At 72.2% G+C, this 18,126-nt stretch carries 17 protein-coding genes; 11 read left to right on the forward strand and 6 right to left on the reverse strand.

The genetic code is table 11. From position 1 onward, the window contains the following. Window positions 1-114 precede the first annotated feature (114 nt). From OG841_RS35810 to OG841_RS35860, 11 genes are all read left to right on the forward strand, one after another. Window positions 115-966 (forward strand): transporter substrate-binding domain-containing protein, encoded by an 852-nt coding sequence (locus OG841_RS35810; protein WP_328637591.1) that lies wholly within the window; start codon window positions 115-117, stop codon window positions 964-966. Beyond that, window positions 963-1,796 carry an amino acid ABC transporter permease gene (locus OG841_RS35815; RefSeq protein WP_328637590.1) on the forward strand — a complete coding sequence of 278 codons (834 nt, stop codon included), beginning with the start codon at window positions 963-965 and terminating at the stop codon, window positions 1,794-1,796. Before OG841_RS35810 ends, OG841_RS35815 begins: the two co-directional genes overlap by 4 nt. After that, the gene (locus OG841_RS35820) at window positions 1,793-2,575 is read left to right on the forward strand and encodes an amino acid ABC transporter ATP-binding protein (RefSeq protein WP_328637589.1); all 783 of its coding nucleotides are present in this window, start codon (window positions 1,793-1,795) and stop codon (window positions 2,573-2,575) included. Before OG841_RS35815 ends, OG841_RS35820 begins: the two co-directional genes overlap by 4 nt. 55 nt (window positions 2,576-2,630) lie before the next feature. Continuing rightward, window positions 2,631-3,422: a PIG-L deacetylase family protein gene (locus OG841_RS35825; RefSeq protein WP_371568336.1), complete on the forward strand. Its 792-nt coding sequence runs from the start codon at window positions 2,631-2,633 to the stop codon at window positions 3,420-3,422. A 25-nt stretch (window positions 3,423-3,447) separates the two neighbouring features. Continuing rightward, window positions 3,448-4,539, forward strand: a complete 1,092-nt coding sequence (locus tag OG841_RS35830; RefSeq protein WP_328637587.1) for an amidohydrolase family protein — start codon at window positions 3,448-3,450, stop codon at window positions 4,537-4,539. Between the two features lie 105 nt (window positions 4,540-4,644). Next, window positions 4,645-5,256: a hypothetical protein gene (locus tag OG841_RS35835; RefSeq protein ID WP_328637586.1), complete on the forward strand. Its 612-nt coding sequence runs from the start codon at window positions 4,645-4,647 to the stop codon at window positions 5,254-5,256. Between the two features lie 190 nt (window positions 5,257-5,446). Continuing rightward, entirely contained in the window at window positions 5,447-6,301 is an 855-nt protein-coding gene (locus tag OG841_RS35840) for an ABC transporter permease (RefSeq protein WP_326673143.1), read from the forward strand. After that, complete coding sequence (locus tag OG841_RS35845) at window positions 6,298-7,185, forward strand: carbohydrate ABC transporter permease (RefSeq protein ID WP_328637585.1); 888 nt, start codon at window positions 6,298-6,300, stop codon at window positions 7,183-7,185. Before OG841_RS35840 ends, OG841_RS35845 begins: the two co-directional genes overlap by 4 nt. A 27-nt stretch (window positions 7,186-7,212) precedes the next feature. Next, window positions 7,213-8,850 carry an extracellular solute-binding protein gene (locus OG841_RS35850; RefSeq protein ID WP_371568341.1) on the forward strand — a complete coding sequence of 546 codons (1,638 nt, stop codon included), beginning with the start codon at window positions 7,213-7,215 and terminating at the stop codon, window positions 8,848-8,850. A gap of 43 nt (window positions 8,851-8,893) precedes the next feature. Next, on the forward strand, window positions 8,894-9,967 hold the full coding sequence (locus tag OG841_RS35855; protein WP_328637583.1) for a LacI family DNA-binding transcriptional regulator: 1,074 nt from the start codon (window positions 8,894-8,896) through the stop codon (window positions 9,965-9,967). Next, window positions 9,964-11,868, forward strand: coding sequence for a DUF2264 domain-containing protein (locus tag OG841_RS35860; protein ID WP_371568344.1), 1,905 nt, complete (start codon window positions 9,964-9,966; stop codon window positions 11,866-11,868). Before OG841_RS35855 ends, OG841_RS35860 begins: the two co-directional genes overlap by 4 nt. On the opposite strand, the gene cobC is transcribed toward OG841_RS35860, so the two are convergent. The 6 genes from cobC to cobM are packed head-to-tail and all read right to left on the reverse strand — an operon-like array spanning window position 11,816 to window position 18,115. Then, on the reverse strand, window positions 11,816-12,886 hold the full coding sequence (gene cobC / locus OG841_RS35865; RefSeq protein ID WP_328637581.1) for an Rv2231c family pyridoxal phosphate-dependent protein CobC: 1,071 nt from the start codon (window positions 12,884-12,886) through the stop codon (window positions 11,816-11,818). The two genes, OG841_RS35860 and cobC, sit on opposite strands and share 53 nt — an antisense overlap. Further along, the gene (locus OG841_RS35870) at window positions 12,876-13,805 is read right to left on the reverse strand and encodes a sirohydrochlorin chelatase (protein WP_371568348.1); all 930 of its coding nucleotides are present in this window, start codon (window positions 13,803-13,805) and stop codon (window positions 12,876-12,878) included. Before OG841_RS35870 ends, cobC begins: the two co-directional genes overlap by 11 nt. Next, window positions 13,802-14,392, reverse strand: a complete 591-nt coding sequence (locus OG841_RS35875; RefSeq protein WP_328637579.1) for a precorrin-8X methylmutase — start codon at window positions 14,390-14,392, stop codon at window positions 13,802-13,804. The genes OG841_RS35870 and OG841_RS35875 overlap by 4 nt, the downstream gene beginning before the upstream one ends. Continuing rightward, window positions 14,389-16,071 carry a precorrin-3B C(17)-methyltransferase gene (cobJ, locus tag OG841_RS35880; protein WP_371568351.1) on the reverse strand — a complete coding sequence of 561 codons (1,683 nt, stop codon included), beginning with the start codon at window positions 16,069-16,071 and terminating at the stop codon, window positions 14,389-14,391. The genes OG841_RS35875 and cobJ overlap by 4 nt, the downstream gene beginning before the upstream one ends. Then, window positions 16,068-17,297, reverse strand: coding sequence for a precorrin-6y C5,15-methyltransferase (decarboxylating) subunit CbiE (gene cbiE, locus OG841_RS35885; RefSeq protein WP_371568354.1), 1,230 nt, complete (start codon window positions 17,295-17,297; stop codon window positions 16,068-16,070). The genes cobJ and cbiE overlap by 4 nt, the downstream gene beginning before the upstream one ends. Beyond that, window positions 17,294-18,115, reverse strand: coding sequence for a precorrin-4 C(11)-methyltransferase (cobM, locus tag OG841_RS35890; protein ID WP_328637576.1), 822 nt, complete (start codon window positions 18,113-18,115; stop codon window positions 17,294-17,296). Before cobM ends, cbiE begins: the two co-directional genes overlap by 4 nt. Window positions 18,116-18,126 lie beyond the last annotated feature (11 nt).

Consider the following 18,126-nt stretch of genomic DNA (forward strand, 5'->3'; position numbering starts at 1 on the left):
CCCGACGACCGGCGACTTCCTAGGCTGAACGGCCTCGCAACCATCGGTTTGGTTTGAGAGACTCAAACTTCTCCTTATAATCGGAACCCACAGTTCCCCCACAGGAGGCCTTCCGTGAACACCCTCTCCGGGCGCCGGACCCGCGTCCTGGCCGCCACCACCGCGACGGCCGGGCTCCTGCTCGTCGCTGCCTGTACCTCGAGCGACGACGGCGGCAGCGGTTCGAAGACCGCCGCGGGCGGGGTCGAACTGGTCAAGGGCGGACAGCTCACCACCTGTACCCACCTGCCGTACCCGCCCTTCCAGTCGGAGATCGACGGCAAGGTCCAGGGCTTCGACGTCTCGCTCATCGACCTGGTCGCCAAGGACCTGGGCGTGAAGCAGGAGATCCTCGACACCCCCTTCGAGAACTTCAAGACCGGCGCCTTCCTCAACTCCGGCTCGTGCGACCTGGCCGCGGCCGGCATGACCATCACCGAGGAGCGCAAGAAGAACGTCGACTTCTCGGACCCCTACTTCGACGCCACCCAGGCCCTCCTGGTCGCCAAGGGCAGCGGGATCTCCTCGCTCGCCGACGCCAAGGCGAAGAAGGTCAAGCTCGGCGCCCAGGCGCAGACCACCGGCGAGGACTACGTCAAGGGCCAGGGCTTCGACCCGGTCTCCTTCGAGTCCTCCGACGCCGTCCTCAACGGTCTGCGCTCCGGCCAGGTCAAGGCCGTCGTCATCGACTACCCGGTCGTCCAGGGCTGGCTCAAGAACAAGGCCAACGCCGACGCCTTCCAGGTCGCCGACAACATCAACACCGGTGAGCAGTACGGCTTCACGGTGAAGAAGGGCAACACCAAGCTGCTGGCCGCCGTCAACAAGGCGCTCGCGGACGCCAAGGCCGACGGCACGTACAAGAAGCTCTACGAGAAGTGGATCGGTCCGTACGACGAGTCGGTCGCGTCTCCCTCCGCCTCATGACCGCGACGGACGCGCAACTCACGCCTCGCAAAAAGGGCCTGACTCGACGTCAGAAGCGCAGCCTGTCCCGTGGCGTCCAGTACGTCGTCTTCGTCGGCGTCGTGATCGCCTTCGCGGTCTCGGCGGACTGGGGGCGGCTGAAGAACCAGTTCGCGCAGGCGGACATCGCCGACCAGATGTTCCCCGACGTCATCACCCTGGCGCTGAAGAACACCGTGCTCTACACGTTGTCCGGCTTCGTCGTCGGGCTCGTCCTCGGCATGGTCATCGCGCTGATGCGGCTGTCGTCGGTGGGCCCGTACCGCTGGTTCGCCGGCGTCTACATCGAGATCTTCCGCGGTCTGCCCGCACTGCTGATCTTCATCTTCATCGGCGTGGCCGTACCGCTCGCGTTTCCCGGTACGGAGATCATCGGCGGCACGTACGGCAAGGTCGCCCTCGCGCTCGGTCTGGTCGCGGCGGCGTACATGGCGGAGACGATCCGCGCGGGCATCCAGGCGGTGCCCAAGGGGCAGATGGAGGCGGCCCGCTCGCTGGGCTTCTCACCGGCCCGCGCGATGGTCTCGATCATCGTCCCGCAGGCGTTCCGGATCATCCTCCCGCCGCTGACCAACGAGTTGGTGCTCCTGTTCAAGGACTCCTCCCTCGTGCTGTTCCTCGGCGTCACCCTGGAGGAGCGGGAACTGTCCAAGTACGGCCGCGACCTGGCCAGTACGACCGCCAACTCCACGCCGATCCTCGTCGCGGGGCTGTGCTATCTGCTGGTGACGATCCCGCTCGGGTTCGTGGTCCGCCGTATGGAGGCCAAGGCCCAGGAGGCCGTGAAATGACCGTTGAGACGAGCCGGCCGGAGATCGAGGTACGCGGCCTGCACAAGTCGTTCGGCACCAACGAGGTCCTCAAGGGCATCGACCTGGAGATCGGCCAGGGCGAGGTCGTCTGTGTGATCGGGCCCTCCGGCTCGGGCAAGTCGACGCTGCTGCGGTGCGTGAACCTCCTGGAGGAGCCCACGAAGGGCCAGGTCTACGTGGGCGGCACCGAACTCACCGACCCCGACGTCGACATCGACGCCGTACGCCGCCGTATCGGCATGGTCTTCCAGCAGTTCAACCTGTTCCCGCACCTCACGGTGACCGAGAACCTCACGCTGCCGCAGCGCAGGGTCCTGCGGCGGGGCAAGGCGCGGGCGGCCGAGGTGGCCGCCGAGAACCTGGAGCGTGTGGGCCTGGCGGAGAAGGCGGACGCCTACCCGGCCTCCCTCTCCGGCGGACAGCAGCAGCGGGTCGCGATCGCCCGCTCGCTGTCCATGGGCCCCGAGGTGATGCTCTTCGACGAGCCGACCTCGGCCCTCGACCCGGAGCTGGTGGGCGACGTCCTCGCGGTCATGCGGATGCTCGCCCGGGAGGGCATGACGATGATGGTCGTCACCCACGAGATGACCTTCGCCCGCGAGGTCGCCGACCGGGTCGTCTTCATGGACGACGGAATGATCGTCGAGGACGGCACCCCGGCCCAGGTGATCGGCGCCCCGCGCCATGAACGCACCCGCCACTTCCTCTCCCGGCTCCTCGACCCCGCGATGGCCGACGTGGAGGAGGACGGCGACTGAAAAGGGACGTACGTTCCCCTGTCGCTCGACGCCGGACAACCGCCATCATTCGGGCATGACGACTCTCGACGACACGGGCGGCTTCGGAGCGGGCGGCACCCTGCCCCCGCTGCCGGAGGACTGGGAGCGCTGCCTGGCCGTGGCGGCGCACCCGGACGACATCGAGTACGGGACGGCGTCCGCGGTGGCCCGCTGGACGGAGCAGGGCAAGCGGGTCACCTATCTGCTGGCCACCCGTGGCGAGGCGGGCATCGACGGGCTGCACCCGGACCGGGCGGCCCCCCTGCGCGAGGCCGAGGAGCGGGCGGGCGCGCGTGAAGTGGGCGTGGACTCCGTGGAGTTCCTCGACCACCGCGACGGGATGATCGAGGAGGGCCCGGCCCTGCGCCGCGACCTCGTGCGGGTCATCCGCCGGCACCGCCCCGAGGTCGTGGTGACGGGGGCGTACACCGTGCGGATGGTCGGCGGGGTGGTCAACCAGGCCGACCACCGCGTGGTGGGCCTGGCCACGCTCGACGCGGCACGCGACGCCGGCAACCGGTGGATCTTCCCGGAACTCGCCGACGAGGGCCTCGAACCCTGGGGCGGCGTCCGCTTCGTGGCCGTCGCCGGCACCGACCGCCCCACCCACGGCGTGGACGTCACCGGCGAACCCCTGGAGCGGGGCATCGCCTCCCTGGCCGCGCACGCCGAGTACACCAAGGGCCTGGGCGCCGGAGCCTTCGAGCCGCGTTCCTTCCTGACCTGGGCGGCCCGGCAGGGCGGACCCGCCCTCGGCGTCGAGGCGGCGGTCCTCTTCGACGTCCACCAGCTCGCCTTCGAGGGACCACCGCCCTGGGAGCAGTGACCTCCCGCTGGCTAGGGTGCGATGCATGAACGATCACGCGGTGCTGCACGTGAAGGGCCGGATCCTGGCCGGCCCCGAGGACGTCCGGGACGAGCTGTGGGTGGTCGACGGGCGGATCTCCTACGACCGCCCCGTCGCCGCCCGTGACATCCGTACGGTGTCGGGCTGGGCGCTGCCCGGTCTGGTGGACGCGCACTGCCATGTGGGCCTGGGCCCGCACGGCCCGGTCGACCAGGACGTGGCCGAGAAGCAGGCCCTGGCCGACCGGGAGGCCGGCACCCTGCTGATCCGTGACGCCGGGTCGCCCTCCGACACCCGCTGGGTGGACGACCGCGAGGACCTGCCGAAGATCATCAGGGCCGGCCGGCACATCGCCCGCACCCGCCGCTACATCCGGAACTACGCCTGGGAGATCGAGCCCGAGGACCTCGTCGCATACGTCGCCCAGGAGGCCCGGCGGGGTGACGGCTGGGTCAAGCTGGTCGGCGACTGGATCGACCGCGAGGTGGGCGACCTCGCCCCCAGCTGGCCCCGGGAGGCGGTCGAGGCGGCGATCGCGGAGGCCCACCGCCTGGGTGCCCGGGTCACCGCGCACTGCTTCGCCGAGAACTCCCTGAAGGACCTGGTCGAGTCGGGCATCGACTGCGTCGAACACGCGACGGGCCTCACGGAGGACCTGATCCCGCTGTTCGTCTCCCGGGGCGTCGCGATCGTGCCGACCCTGGTCAACATCGCGACCTTCCCGAAGCTCGCGGACGGCGGCGAGTCCAAGTTCCCCCGCTGGTCCGCCCATATGCGACGGCTCCACGAACGCCGCTACGACACCGTACGGAACGCCTACGACGCCGGCATCCCGGTCTACGTCGGCACGGACGCGGGCGGCACCCTCCCGCACGGCCTGGTGGCGGCGGAGGTCGCGGAACTGGTGACGGCCGGCATCCCCCCGCTGGAGGCCCTGTCGGCCACGGCATGGGGTGCCCGGGCGTGGCTGGGACGCCCCGGCCTGGAAGAGGGCGCCGCCGCGGACCTGGTGGTCTACGCACAGGACCCGCGCACGGACGTACGCGTGCTGGCGAACCCGCTCCAGGTCGTGCTGAACGGCCGGGTCGTGCAGTAGGTCCCGGGCCGCCGCCGGGACTTCTCCCGGATGGCACGGCGGCCGTATCCCTGTCACCGTGGAAGACGAGGGGGTGGGCCCCGCCGGGGGGTGTAGGAGGTCCCCATGCGCATCGCACCCCTGACCGGTCTGGTGGCCGTGGTGTTCACGGTCATCGGCTTTCTGCTGTTCGGCGACACCCCGGCGTACGACGCCCCGGGCCGCCAGGTGAGGTTCTACTACTCCGACCACCAGGGACAGCTCGGCGTGGGCCTGTACTTCCTGGTCGTCGCCGCGGTGCTCTTCGTCTTCTTCGCCGCCCATCTCGCCCGGCTGGTCCGGGACATCGCGCCCGGTGACGGCTGGCTGCACCACGTCGTCTTCTCGGGCGGCGTCCTCGTCGCCGTGGGCTTCCTGGCGGGCGCGTCCCTCACCCTGGCCCTGCTGGACCTCTCGGACAAGTCCTCGGCGACCCCTGGGGCGCTCCAGGCGCTCAATGCCCTCAACGAGGACTTCTTCATCCCGTTCGTCGGTGGCATGGGCCTGATGCTGCTGGCCGCCGGCCTGGCCACGGTCCGCGCCCCGGACTCGCCCCTGCCCCGCTGGTTGGCCTGGGCGGCCGTGGTCGTCGGGGTGCTGGTGTTCATCCCCTGGGTCGGGTTCTTCGCCTTCATCCTCGCGGGCGTGTGGGTGGCCGTCGTGAGCGTCCTCATGGCACGCCGCCCCACAACCGACTGAGAGCGTTTTCACTCGCCGTTACGCTTCGGCGCGCCACTCTGACCTGCACCAACTCCCCAGCTTTGTCAGAACTGTTGACCCATGCATGAAAGCGCTTTAACTTCCTCTTCGGTCTGAGCCACCAGGAAGAGGGAGAGCCTTGGCAGTCGTCCGACGAAAACGCTTCCAGAGCAGAGCCCTCTTCCTGCTGATGCTGCCCGGCCTCGCCTACTTCCTGCTCTTCCACTACGGCGCGCTGGTCGGCAACGTCATCGCGTTCAAGGAGTACGTCCCCTTCGACGGCCTGTGGGGCAGTCCGTGGACCGGACTCGGCAACTTCCGGCGGATGTTCGAGGACACCGCGTTCTGGGACGCGGTGTTCAACACCGTCTGGATCGCCGTCCTCCAGCTCGTGTTCTACTTCCCGGTCCCGCTCGGCCTCGCCCTGCTGCTGCACAGCCTCACCCGGAGCAGCGTCCGCCGGTTCGTGCAGTCGGTCGCCTATCTCCCGCACTTCATCTCATGGGTGATCGTCGTCGCCCTCTTCCAGCAGCTGCTCGGCGACACCGGACTGCTCAACTCCGGCCTGGACGGCATGGGGTTGCACAGCGTCGACATCATCGGCAACCCCGACGCCTTCAAGCCGCTCGTCGTCGCCCAGGTCATCTGGAAGGACGCCGGCTGGGGCACGATCATCTTCCTCGCCGCCCTCGCCCAGGTCGACGAGCAGCAGTACGAGGCCGCCGCGATCGACGGGGCGGGCCCCTGGCGGCGCTTCTGGCACGTCACCCTGCCCGCCATCCGCCCGGTGATCGTGCTGCTGCTCATCATGCGGCTCGGCGACATCCTCTCGGTCGGCTTCGAGCAGATGCTGCTCCAGCGCGACGCGGTGGGCCCCGAGGCCTCCGAGATCATCGACACCTTCGTCTACTACCAGGGCATCGTCGGCGGCGACTACGGATTCGCCGCCGCCGCGGGCCTGTTCAAGGGCGTCGTCGGCGCCCTGCTCGTCTACGCCGCCAACAAGGTCGCCCACCGCCTCGGCGAACAGGGGGTCTACAAGTGAGTGCCCAGGCCCGTCCGGGATGGATGGAGAAACCGAAGCCGGTGACGCAGGCCGCGAAGGCGGTGGCCCTCGCCGTCGTCGTGCTGCTCGTCTGTGTGCCCTTCCTCGTCATCGTGTCGACCTCGCTCGCCTCCACCGAGGAGGTCGTCGACAACGGCGGCTGGGTGCTGTGGCCCACCGAGCCCTCTCTCCGGGCCTACCGCGACATCCTCGACGGCGGCATCGTCACCCACGCACTGGGCGTCAGCGTCGGCGTCACGGTCGTGGGAACCCTGCTGAGCCTCCTGTGCACGGTCACCCTCGCCTACGCCCTCGCCCGCCCCGGAGTCCTCGGCGGCCGGCCGGTACTCCTGCTGGTCCTGTTCACCTTCCTCTTCCCACCCGGCATGATCCCGAGCTTCCTGCTGGTCAAGGAGCTCGGCCTGCTGGACAGTTACGCCTCGCTGGTCCTGCCCGTCCTGGTCAACGTCTTCAACCTGGTCGTCCTGCGCGGCTTCTTCCAGGGCATCCCCGACGAGCTCTACGAGGCCGCGCGCCTCGACGGGGCGGGGGACTGGCGGGTGCTGGTCTCCGTCGTACTGCCGCTGTCCAAGGCCGCGTTGGCCGTCGTGGGACTCTTCTACGCGGTGGCCTACTGGAACTCCTGGTTCTACGCCTCCCTCTACCTGGAGAGCGACCACTGGCCCCTCCAGCAGGTGCTGCGCACCTACGTGGTGGCCGGTTCCGGGCTCACCGACGCCACCACCGGCGAGGGCACCGTCACCGCCCCGCAGACGGTGCAGATGGCGGTCCTCGTGATCGCCACCGTGCCGATCCTGCTGATCTACCCCTTCCTCCAGAAGTACTTCACCAAGGGCGTGCTCACCGGCGCCATCAAGAGCTGAACCAAGCCGACACGAGGTGATTCACCCATGCCCAGCCTGTCCCGACGCACCCTGCTGCTGTCCGCGGCGGCGGCCTCCGTCTCCGGTGCGCTGACCGCCTGCTCCACCGGCTCCGGCGACAGCGATGTCTCCAACGCGGGCAAGAAGCTGGCCCCCTGGCCCGCGTACAGGGCCACGAGCGGTCCCAAGCCGGACCTCGCCCCCACCGAGGCGGGCGTCCAGGCCGGATACACCGCCTACCCCGCCGACCTCGTCAGGTCCGTCTCCCGTACGCCCGGCGACGGCTCGACCGTCAAGGTCATGTCGGTGTCCTTCGGCACCCCGCCCAAGCCGGCCTCGGCGAACCGGTTCTGGGCGGCCGTCGAGAAGGCGCTGGGCGTGAAGATCGAGTACACGATCGTCTCCCAGGCCGACTACCAGAAGAAGATGGCCACGGTCATGGCGGGCGACCCCGACACCCTGCCCGACATCATCAACCTGTTCTCCGGCTTCGTCCTGCCCCGCGAGGCGGAGTTCGTGCAGCGACGGGCCGAGGACCTCACGCCGTATCTCTCCGGTGAGGCGATCAGCGCCTACCCGAACCTGGCCGGGATCCCCACCCATGCCTGGCAGGACATGGGTCGCGTCGGCGGTCGCATCTACGGCATCCCGCTCGAACGCCCGCTGCCCGGCTCCACCCTCTGGCTGAACCAGGGCATGTTCACCGACGCAGGCATGAAGGAGGGCTGGACCTCCGAGGACTTCGCCGCCGTCGCCCAGCGGGCCACCGGCGGCCGCACCTACGCGCTCGGGGCCGCCAACGGCTCCCTGTTCGGCAACGCCGTGCACGCCGCCGCCCACCACGCGCCCAACGAGTGGGCCGTCACCAAGGACGGCACCTTCCGGCACTGTGCCGCCGACGAACGCTACAAGGCGGCCATCGCCTACCAGGCCCGGCTCCGCAAGGGCGGCTCCTACTACCCGGACTCGACGTCCGTCTCCCAGATCGACCTCACCACCCTCTACTACAACGGCACGGTCGGCTCCATGCAGGACGGCTTCGGCGCCTACCTCCCCAAGTACCGTGAGTCCCAGGGCAAACTGACCCCGGCCGCGGCTCTCCCGTACACCGTGGACGGCAGGCCCGGCGGAATCGTCGCCGCCCGCCGCTCCTTCGGCTACACCGTCCTGAAGAAGGCCAAGAAGGAGCGCGTCGAACTCCTCCTGCGCATCCTCGACTACCTCGCCGCCCCTTTCGGCAGCCAGGAGTGGGAGCTCGTCCACTACGGCGTCGAGGGCACCCACTTCACCCGCGGCAAGGACGGCTCCCCCGAGCCCACCGAGCTGGGCGAGGTCGAGAACAACACCAACCTGCCGCTGAAGTACCTCGCCGAAGGCCCGCAGGTGCTGTTCGTGCCGGGCATGCCGGATGCCGTACGGGCCCTGCACTCCTGGCAGCGAAAGGTAGTGCCGTACGCCATCCGCAACGCCTCCAACGGCCTGCAGTCCCGCACCAAGAACGCCCAGGGCACCACCCTCAAGGCGATGCTCGACGACGCCGTCACCGGGATCGTGGCCGGGCGGCTGCCGCTGTCGGAGTGGGACGCGGTGGTCAAGAAGTGGCGGGCCCAGGGCGGCGACAGAATGGCCGGGGAGTTCGCGAAGGACTACGCGGCCAATACGTGAGGCGCCGCCGGTGGAACAGGAGACGCGGGGGATGGAGAACGACATGACGGACACGGGGTCCAGGCGGCGGGTCACGATCCGTGAGGTCGCCGAGCGCGCGGGGGTGTCGATGGCGACGGCCTCGCGCGCGCTCAGCGGCAACCATCCGGTGCCGGCCGCGACCCGGGCCCGAGTCCTGCGTGCCGCCCGCGATCTCGACTACGTCGCCAACGCGCATGCCCGGGCGCTGGTCGCCGGGGGCCGCAAGATGGCCGCCGTCGTCGTCCGGCAGGTCACCAGCCCCTTCTACGCCCAGGTAGCCGAGGGAGTGGAGGCCGAGGCCGCCGACCGCGGGTGGCTGTGCGTGGTCGGGGCGACCGGCGGGGATCCACAGCGGGAGATGGAGTTCGTGCAGCTGATGCGGGAGGAGGGGGCCCGGCTGGTGATCCTCGTCGGCGGGGTCGTCGAGGACGAGGCGTATCGCTCGCGCGTGGCCCACTACGCGCAGGCCCTCGACTCCTCCGGGGCGCGGCTGGTGCTGTGCGGCCGTCCCGCCCCGGATCCCGACATCCCGGCGCTGGTCGTCGAGTTCGACAACGAGGCGGGGGCCCGGGCGATCACCGGGCACCTGCTGTCCGCCGGACATCGGCGGATCGTCTTTCTCGGGGGTCTGCCGGGCAACACGGCCCTTGATGCGCGCGTCGCGGGATACCGGGCCGCGCTCGCCGAGCACGGGCTGCCCCCGGCGGCCGCGCGGGTCGTCGACTGCGGGCTGGGTCGGGCGGCCGGGGTGCGGGCGATGACCGAACTGCTCAAGGAGACCAGGGAGTTCACGGCGGTGGTCGCCGGGGACGACATGGTCGCGGCGGGGGCGTTGCGCGCCATCGCCGACGCCGGGCTCGGGGTGCCGGCGGACATCTCCGTCGTCGGCTACAACGACATCCCGCTCGCCGAGGACTTCAACCCGCCGTTGACGACGGTCCGTACGCCCGCCGAGGAACTCGGCCGCTCCGCCGTACGCATCGCCCTGCGCGACCCCGAACACGCCGCCGGGAGCCGTCATCTGCTGGGCACCCACATCGTCGTACGCAAAAGTGTCGCCCCACCACCGACCGACGGAGGACTCACCCCCGTATGACCGCGCCGCATGTGTCGCCCCCCGACGACCCGACGCACCACCCCGACCTCCCGCCCACCGACCGCCTCCTCTCCCCCCTCACCGGCTGGACCCGTGCCCACTGGGAAGCCGTCGCCGACCGGCTGCTCGACGGGCTCCTGCCCTATGCCACCCCGGGCTTCGCCCAGTACCGGCTGCCCGGGCCGCCCAGCCACTCCGGGGCCTGGTCCGACGGACTGGAGGGATTCGCGCGGTCCTTCCTGCTCGCCGCCTTCCGGATCGCCGGGTCGGCCGGGCGGGTCGGCCCCGCGCTCGTCGAGCGGTACGCCGCCGGACTCGCCGCCGGCACCGATCCGCACCACCCCGAGCGCTGGCCACCGATCGCCGACCGTGCCCAGCCGATGGTGGAGGCGGCCTCGATCGCCCTCGCGCTGCACGAGTCCCGGCCCTGGCTGTGGGACCGGCTCGACGACGGTGTGCGGAGCCGAGTGGCCGAGTGGCTCGGCCGGTTCGTCGGGGCGACCGCCAACGACTCCAACTGGCGGCTCTTCCAGGTGATCACGGAGGAGTTCCTGGCCTCTGTCGGCGCCCCGCACAGCCGGGAGGAGATCGACGCGGGCCTGGCCCGGCTGGACGACTGGTACCGGGGCGGCGGCTGGTACACCGACGGGGACGGGAAGAAGTTCGACTACTACAACGCCTGGGCGCTGCACCTGTACCCGGTGCTGTGGGCCCGGATCGCGGGACCGCGCGCCGCCCCGGAGACCGTGGCCCGCCACCGCGACCGGCTGCGGGAGTTCCTCGGCGTCCACCAGTACTTCTTCGGCTCCGACGGCGCCCCCGTCCACCAGGGCCGCTCCCTCACCTACCGGTTCGCGGCCGCTGCCCCGCTCTGGGCGGGAGCCCTCGCCGACGCCACCCCGCTGCCGCCCGGCGTCACCCGCCGCCTGGCCTCCGGCACTCTGAAGCATTTCACCGAGCGGGGCGCCCCCGACGAGCGCGGCCTGCTCACCCTCGGCTGGTACCGGCCGTTCGACGGAGTGCTCCAGCGCTACTCGGGCCCCGCCTCCCCGTACTGGGCGAGCAAGGCGTTCCTCGGCCTGCTGCTGCCGGCGGACCACCCCGTGTGGACGGCCCCCGAGGAGCCCGGTCCCGTCGACACCACCGACACCGTCCTCGCCCTCCCCGCCCCCGGCTGGCTGATCCACTCGACCGCTTCCGACGGCATCGTCCGCCTCGTCAACCACGGCACCGACCGCCTCCCGCCCCCGCCCGCGGCCGACGCCGACAGCCCGCACTACTCCAAGTTCGCCTACTCCACCGCCACCGCCCCCGAGACCCCCCTCGGTCCCGACAACCACCTCGCCCTGCTCGCCCCGGACGGCAGCCCGTCCCCCCGCGGCCGTCTCCACCCGCTGGACTGCGCAGGCCGCAGGGCCGCCTCCTGGCACCTCGCCCTCGGACACCGTGTCGAGACGGTGAGCCTGGTCCACGGGCCGTGGGAGGTACGTGTGCACCGCATCCCGGTGGCCGACGTCCCGGTGCGGGAAGGGGGTTGGGCTCTCGCCTGCGACACCGGGCCGCCGATCGCCGAGTCCGGGCCCGGCTGGTCGCGGGTCCGCCGGGCCGCGGACGGGCTGACGAGCACCGTCGTCGGACTGTACGGCTGGGGCGAGGCCGACGGCACGGTCGTGGCGGCCGAGGACACCAACGCCTGCGGCCGGTACTCGGCGACCCCCGTCCTCGAAGGCACCGGCGCCCTCCTGGTCACCCTCGTGGCTCTCGGCACCGACGTACCGGTCACCGGCGCGGCCGCCACGCTCACCCCCGGCGGCACCGTCGAGATCCGTTTCCCCGACGGCACCCGCCTCAGTGCTGGGCCAGCGTCACCGCCTGGTCCAGGGCCTGCAGGAAGGAGTTGACCGTCGCCCGGTCCCGCACCGCGAGCCGCAGCCACTCCTCGCCGAGCCCCGGGAACGTGTCCCCGCGCCGCACTGCGAAACCGAGATCGCGCAGATGCCGTCGTACGGCAGCCGCCTTCGGCAGTCGTACGAGGACGAAGGGGCCCTGGGCCGGCTCGACCACCCGGAGCCCGTCCGAGGCGAACTCCCGCAGCCCGGCGACGAGATGGGCCCGGTCGGTGGCCACCCGGTGGGCCGCGTGGGCGGCCTCCGCCACGGCACGTGGCTCCATGCACGCCAGGGCCGCCGCGAGGGCCGGAGTGGAGACCGGCCACAGCGGCTGGGCCCGCTCCAGGGCGGAGATCGTCTCCGGGGCGGCGAGGACGTAGCCGATCCGGAGCCCGGCCAGCCCCCAGGTCTTCGTCAGGCTGCGCAGGACGACGAGTCCGGGCACGTCCGTCCGCCCGGCCAGGGCCTCGCGCTCGCCCGGCACCGCGTCCAGGAACGCCTCGTCCACCACCAGTGTCCGCCCGGGGCGGGCCAGTTCGGCGATCGTGGCGGCCGGATGCAGGACCGACGTGGGGTTGGTCGGATTGCCGACGACCACCAGGTCGGCGTCCTCGGGGACGGCCGCCGGGTCGAGCCGGAAGCCGTCCTCCTCCCGCAGCAGTACCCGGTCGACGGTGTGCCCGGCATCCCGCAGCGCCGCCTCCGGCTCCGTGAACTGCGGGTGCACCACCACCGGGTGACGCATCGTCAGGCCGCGCGCGAGCAGCACGAACGCCTCGGCGGCCCCCGCCGTCAGCAGCACCCGTTCCACGGGCACGCCGTGCCGGGCCGCCACCGCCGCGCGCGCCGCCCGCCCGTCGGGATAGGCGGCGAGCCCGGCCAGCGATCCGGCGATCCGCTCCCGCAGCCAGACCGGGGGAGTGTCCGCGCGGACGTTCACGGCGAGGTCGGTGAGCCGCGCCCCGTCGTCCCGCACCTCGGCGTCGCCGTGGTGCCGCAGGTCGTGGCCGCCGGCCCGGTCAGTGCGCATGGGTGTGGGCGCCGTGGGGGTGCCCGTGGTGGTGATGGTGGCCGTCGTCGTCCGGGTGGAAGTGCGGCTGCTGCGGCAGACCCACCTTGTCCTCGAAGCCCGGCAGCGCGATGCGGTACACGCACGAGTCGCAGTTCATCCGCAGATCGCCCCTGACGGCCTCCTCGTACCGCTCCATCACCAGGTCGAGCAGCTCCGGCTCCGGACCGATGACCTCCGCCGAGCGCACCTCGACCTCCGGATGCGCGGCCGCCCAGCCCTCGGTCTGCTGCTTCACCCGGTCCGGCAGGATCCCGGTGAACAGGAAGTAGGGCAGCACGACGATCCTGCGCGCCCCCAGTGCCACACACCGGTCGAGCCCGCTCGGCACGTCCGGCGCGGCCAGCGACACGAACGCGGTCTCCACGCCCGCGTATCCGCGCCCCTCCCACAGCAGCCGGGCCGCCTTGTACACCTCGGCGTTGGCGTCGGGATCGGTGGAACCCCGCCCGACGAGCAGCACGGTCACGTCCGCCCGGTCCATCGGGGTGCGTCCGCCGGTGGCGCCCAGCGCCTCGTCGAGACGCCGCTCCAGGACGTTCAGCAGCGCCGGGTGCGGGCCCAGCGGACGCCCGTAGGTGTACGAGATCCCGGGGTGACGCTCCTTCTCGCGGGACAGCGCCGCCGGGATGTCGCCCTTGGCGTGTCCGGCCGACACCAGCATCAGCGGCACGGCGGCGAACCGGCGGACGCCGCGCTCCACCAGCTCGGCCACCGCGTCGCCCAGCGGCGGCGGGGAGAGCTCGATGAAGCCGCCCGCGACGGGCAGTTCGGGGTGGCGGGCCCCCAGCTCCCGGACGAAGTCACGGAACGCCTCGGCTCCGGCCTCGTCCCGGGTGCCATGACCGGCGATGAGCAGGGCGGGCGGCGGGGTGGTCACGATGTCTCCTCGGAAGGGTGAGTGGGGTGGTACAGCAGGGCGTTGAGCGCCGCGGAGGCGACCGCCGAACCGCCCTTCTCGGACACGTTGCTCACGGCGGGCAGCCCACTCTCGCGCAACGCGGCCTTGGACTCGACCGCGCCGACGAAGCCGACGGGCAGCCCGATGACGAGCGCCGGGGCCGCGTCCAGGGTCAGCAACTCCTCCAGCGCGGTGGGCGCGTTGCCGATCACCCAGATCGCCCCGGCGCCGACCTGCTCATGGGCGAGGCGGATGGCGTGGGCCGAACGGGTCAGCCCCGGCCCCGACTCGGCGTCCCTCAGCCGGCAGACGGTCTCCCGCCGGGTGATGCCGGCCGCGACCATCTCCACGTCCGTGACCACGGGCGCGCCGGAGTGCAGCGCGATGTGCGCCTTCTCCAGGTCGCTCTCGTCCATGACGAGATCGGTGGCGTACTCCAGATCGGCGGCGGAGTGGATGACCCGCTCCACCACCGCCCGGGTCAGCGGCGGGAAGTGCGAGGTGTCCAGGCGGGCGCGCAGCCGCCGGTAGGACTCCACCTCGATCGGGTGGACGACACGGTTCACTTGGCGCCCTCCTGCCAGCGGTAGCCGCGCGGCGTCACCATGCGCCCCGCGATGTCGCGGGTCGCCGTGTTGCCCACCGTCACGACCGTCATCATGTCGACCGTGGCCGGGTCGAGAGCGGCCAGTGTCGTCAGCCGGGCCGACTCGTCCGGCCGCGACGCGTTCCGTACGACACCGACCGGCGTCGCCGGCTCCCGGTGCTCGGCGAGGATCGCCAGCGCCTTGGGCAGCTGCCAGTCCCGGCCCCGGGAACGGGGGTTGTAGAAGGTGACCACGATGTCCGCCTCGGCCGCGGCCCGCACCCGCCGCTCGATGACCTCCCACGGCGTGTGCAGGTCGGACAGGCTGATGGACACGTGGTCGTGGCCCAGCGGGGCACCGAGGATCGCGGCCGCCGCGAGCGCCGCCGTGACCCCCGGCACGCCGATCACGTCGATGTCGTCGGAGGCCTCGGCGAGCGCGGGGGAGGCCATGGCGTACACGCCGGCGTCCCCGCTGCCGATGAGCGCGACCGCCCGGCCCTTGCGCGCCTCGGCCACGGCGGTCCTGGCTCGCTCCTCCTCGGCCCCGAGCCCCGACTCCAGGATCCGGGTGCCGGGCCGCAGCAGATCACGGATCTGGTCGACGTACTGGTCGAGCCCGACCAGCACCGAAGCGCGCCGCAACTCCGCCTTCGCGCGCGGCGTGAGCAGGTCCCGGGCGCCGGGACCGAGCCCGACGACCGCGAGCCGGCCGCGCGCGGGACGCCGTACGACGGCGCAGGTCGCCATGGCGGGCCGCGCGGCCGACTTCCGCTTGGGGACGAGGAGTTCACCGCCGCCGATCAGCGCGGCGGCCTCGGCGACGGACGGGGTGCCCACGGCGGCCAGGGGCGCGTCCGACGGGTTGGGCACCTCGACGGCGGCCAACTCCTCGGCGGAGTACGTGACCAGCGGCACGCCGAGTCGCCCGGCCGCCGCCACGATCCCCGGCTCCTGAGCCTTGGCGTCCACGGTGGCGAGTTCGGCGACGCTGAGAACGGACAGCCCCGCCTGTCGCAACGAGCCTTCGATCAACTCCACGATCTCCTCGGTGGGCGCGCCCCTGGAGGCACCCACGCCGACCACGACGGTGGGCGGACGCAGCACGACCTCCCGCTCGGAGAGCTCGACGAGCCGGTCCGTGACCCGGATGCCGTACGCCCCCTCCCCGGCGACCGGCAGCGGCGGCAGCGGCCAGAGCGACTCGTTGTGCAGGGCGACGGGTTCCCCGTTCAGCAGCGCCCGCGAGACGGCGGCCACCGCGCCCTCCACCGGCAGCCCGAGCGTGTCGAGCCCGGGCACCCCCACCGCGTCGGTCGCCGTCGTCACCACGGGCTCGGCACCCAGCAACTCCCCGGCCTCCCGGGCGAGTTCGTTGGCGCCGCCGCCGTGCCCGCCGACCAGGGACACGGCGAACCGCCCGCCCTCGTCGACACACACCACACCCGGGTCGGAGGCCTTGTCACCGAGGAGCGGCGCGATCAGCCGTACGACCGCCCCCGTGGCCAGGAAACACACGAGCTGCTCGCACTCCGCGAACGCCCGCCGTACGGCGTCGCCCACGGGCCCGTCGTACACGCGCGTACGGTCCGGCCAAGCCGCGGCCAGCCGGTCGCGTGCCGCCGCCCCCGCCGCGGTGGCGGAAATGAGGCCGATCACTGGGCAACTCCTTCATGAGAGACGGGGTTTCTGGCACCCCACAGCAGAAAGACCGGATTGGTCGCCGCGAGCCGGGTCACGTCCCCGGGCAGCGGTGCGAGGCGGGACGACTGCAGCAGTACGCCGTCGCAGTCGAACCCCGCGTCGGTGAGGGCCGCGCGTACGGCCGGCACCCGGTCGAGCGCGGCCATGGCGACGACGACGCTCCGCCGGGCCCGCCGCGCGCACACGGCGACGATGTCGGGCAGTTCACGTCCACCACCGCCGACGAACACGGCGTCGGGGTCGTCGAGTTCCGCGAGGGCGTCCGGTGCGGACCCGTGCACGATCCGCACGTCGACTCCGTGGGCGGACGCGTTGGCGCGGATCCGCTCGACACCGTCGGGAGCCTTCTCGACCGCGACGACGGCGGCACCGAGCCGCGCGCACTCCACGGCCACGGACCCCGAGCCCGCGCCGACGTCCCACACCAGATCCCCGAGCCGCGGCCCGAGCCGCGCCAGCGCCAGCGCCCGCACCTCGAACTTGGTGATCATCGAGTCCCGGTGGGTGAACTCGCCCTCGTCCAGGGCCCATCGGACGGGCTGGGCCGCGGGCCCGGCCACCGTGCGCACGGCACCGAGCGCCCGCGACTCGTCGAGACACAGCACGACACTCACCGCCGTACCCCAGTCCCGGACCGCGGCCTCGGCGGGGGTGACACGCTCGACGCGTTCGTCGTCGGTGCCCAGGGCGGAGGCGACGACGAGAACGCGGGTGTGGGCCGTGAGCGCGGCTCCCAGCTCGGCGGGACCCGCCCCCGGCCCCGTCAGCACCGCCACCTTCGGTCGCGCGCGGCACACGTTCACGGCCGTACGGAGATCACGCCCGTGCGCGCTGACCACCACCGCGTCGTCCCACGGCAGTCCGACCCGCGCGAAGGCGGCGGCGACGGAGGAGACCCCCGGCCGCACGTCCAGCGCGGCGGGCCCGAACCGCTCGGCCAGCACCCGCACGATCCCGAAGAACCCGGGGTCGCCGGAGGCCAGCACGACCACCCGCCGCTCCTTCTCCAGGTACTCCGCCATCGTGTCGAGGGCGGGAGCCAGCGGCCCGAGCACGATCCGCTCCGCGGCCTCCGGCAGCCGTACGGCATCCAGGTGCCGCCGCCCGCCGACCACCAGCTCGGCGCCGGCCAGGCACTCCTGGGGCGGCGCCCCCGTCCCCGTCCCCACGACCGTGATCATGTGCCGGCACCCCGCGCCGCGCGCAGCGCCCGCCGGGCCTCCGGATCGGCCTTGCGGTACCCGTGGAAGTGACCGGGGTGGTAGAGGTGCGACCGCGTGCCCTCGGCGTCCAGCGCCGGCCCGACCAGGAAGAGCGTGTGCTTCCAGAGCTTGTGCTCCTTGACGGTCTCCTCCAGCGTCTCGATCGTGCACCGCACGACCAGCTCCTCCGGCCAGGTCGCCTGGTAGGCGACGACGACCGGCGTGGAGGTCGGATAGCCGCCCTCGAGCAGCTCCCGCACCAGCTGTCCGCTGCGGGCCGCGGACAGGAAGATCGCCATGGTGGTGCCGTGCTTGGCGAACTCCCGCACCTCCTCGCCGGGCGGCATGGGCGTCTTGCCGCCGCCGAGCCGGGTCAGCACGACGGACTGCGCGACCTCGGGAATGGTCAGCTCGCGCTGCGCGAGCGCGGCGACCGCGGAGAACGCCGAGACACCGGGCACGACCTCGGTCCCGATGCCGATCCGCGCACACCGGTCGAGCTGCTCCTGCGTACCGCCCCACAGGGCGGGGTCGCCGGAGTGGATCCGGGCGACCTTCAGGCCCTCTTCGCGCGCCCGCTCGTAGACCGCGACGACGTCCTCGAGCGACATGGTCGCCGAGTCGAGGATCTCCGCGTCCTCGCGCGCGTGCTCGAGGACCTCCGCCTGCACCAGGCTCGCGGCCCAGATCACGACGTCGGCCTCGGCGATGGCGCGCGCGGCCCGGAACGTCAGCAGATCGGCGGCGCCGGGGCCGGCACCGACGAAGGTCACCTTGCCGGTGGGGGCATCGGCCATGGGAATCGGTC

The organism is Streptomyces canus, from assembly GCF_041435015.1.
GTDB lineage: Bacteria > Actinomycetota > Actinomycetes > Streptomycetales > Streptomycetaceae > Streptomyces > Streptomyces canus_G.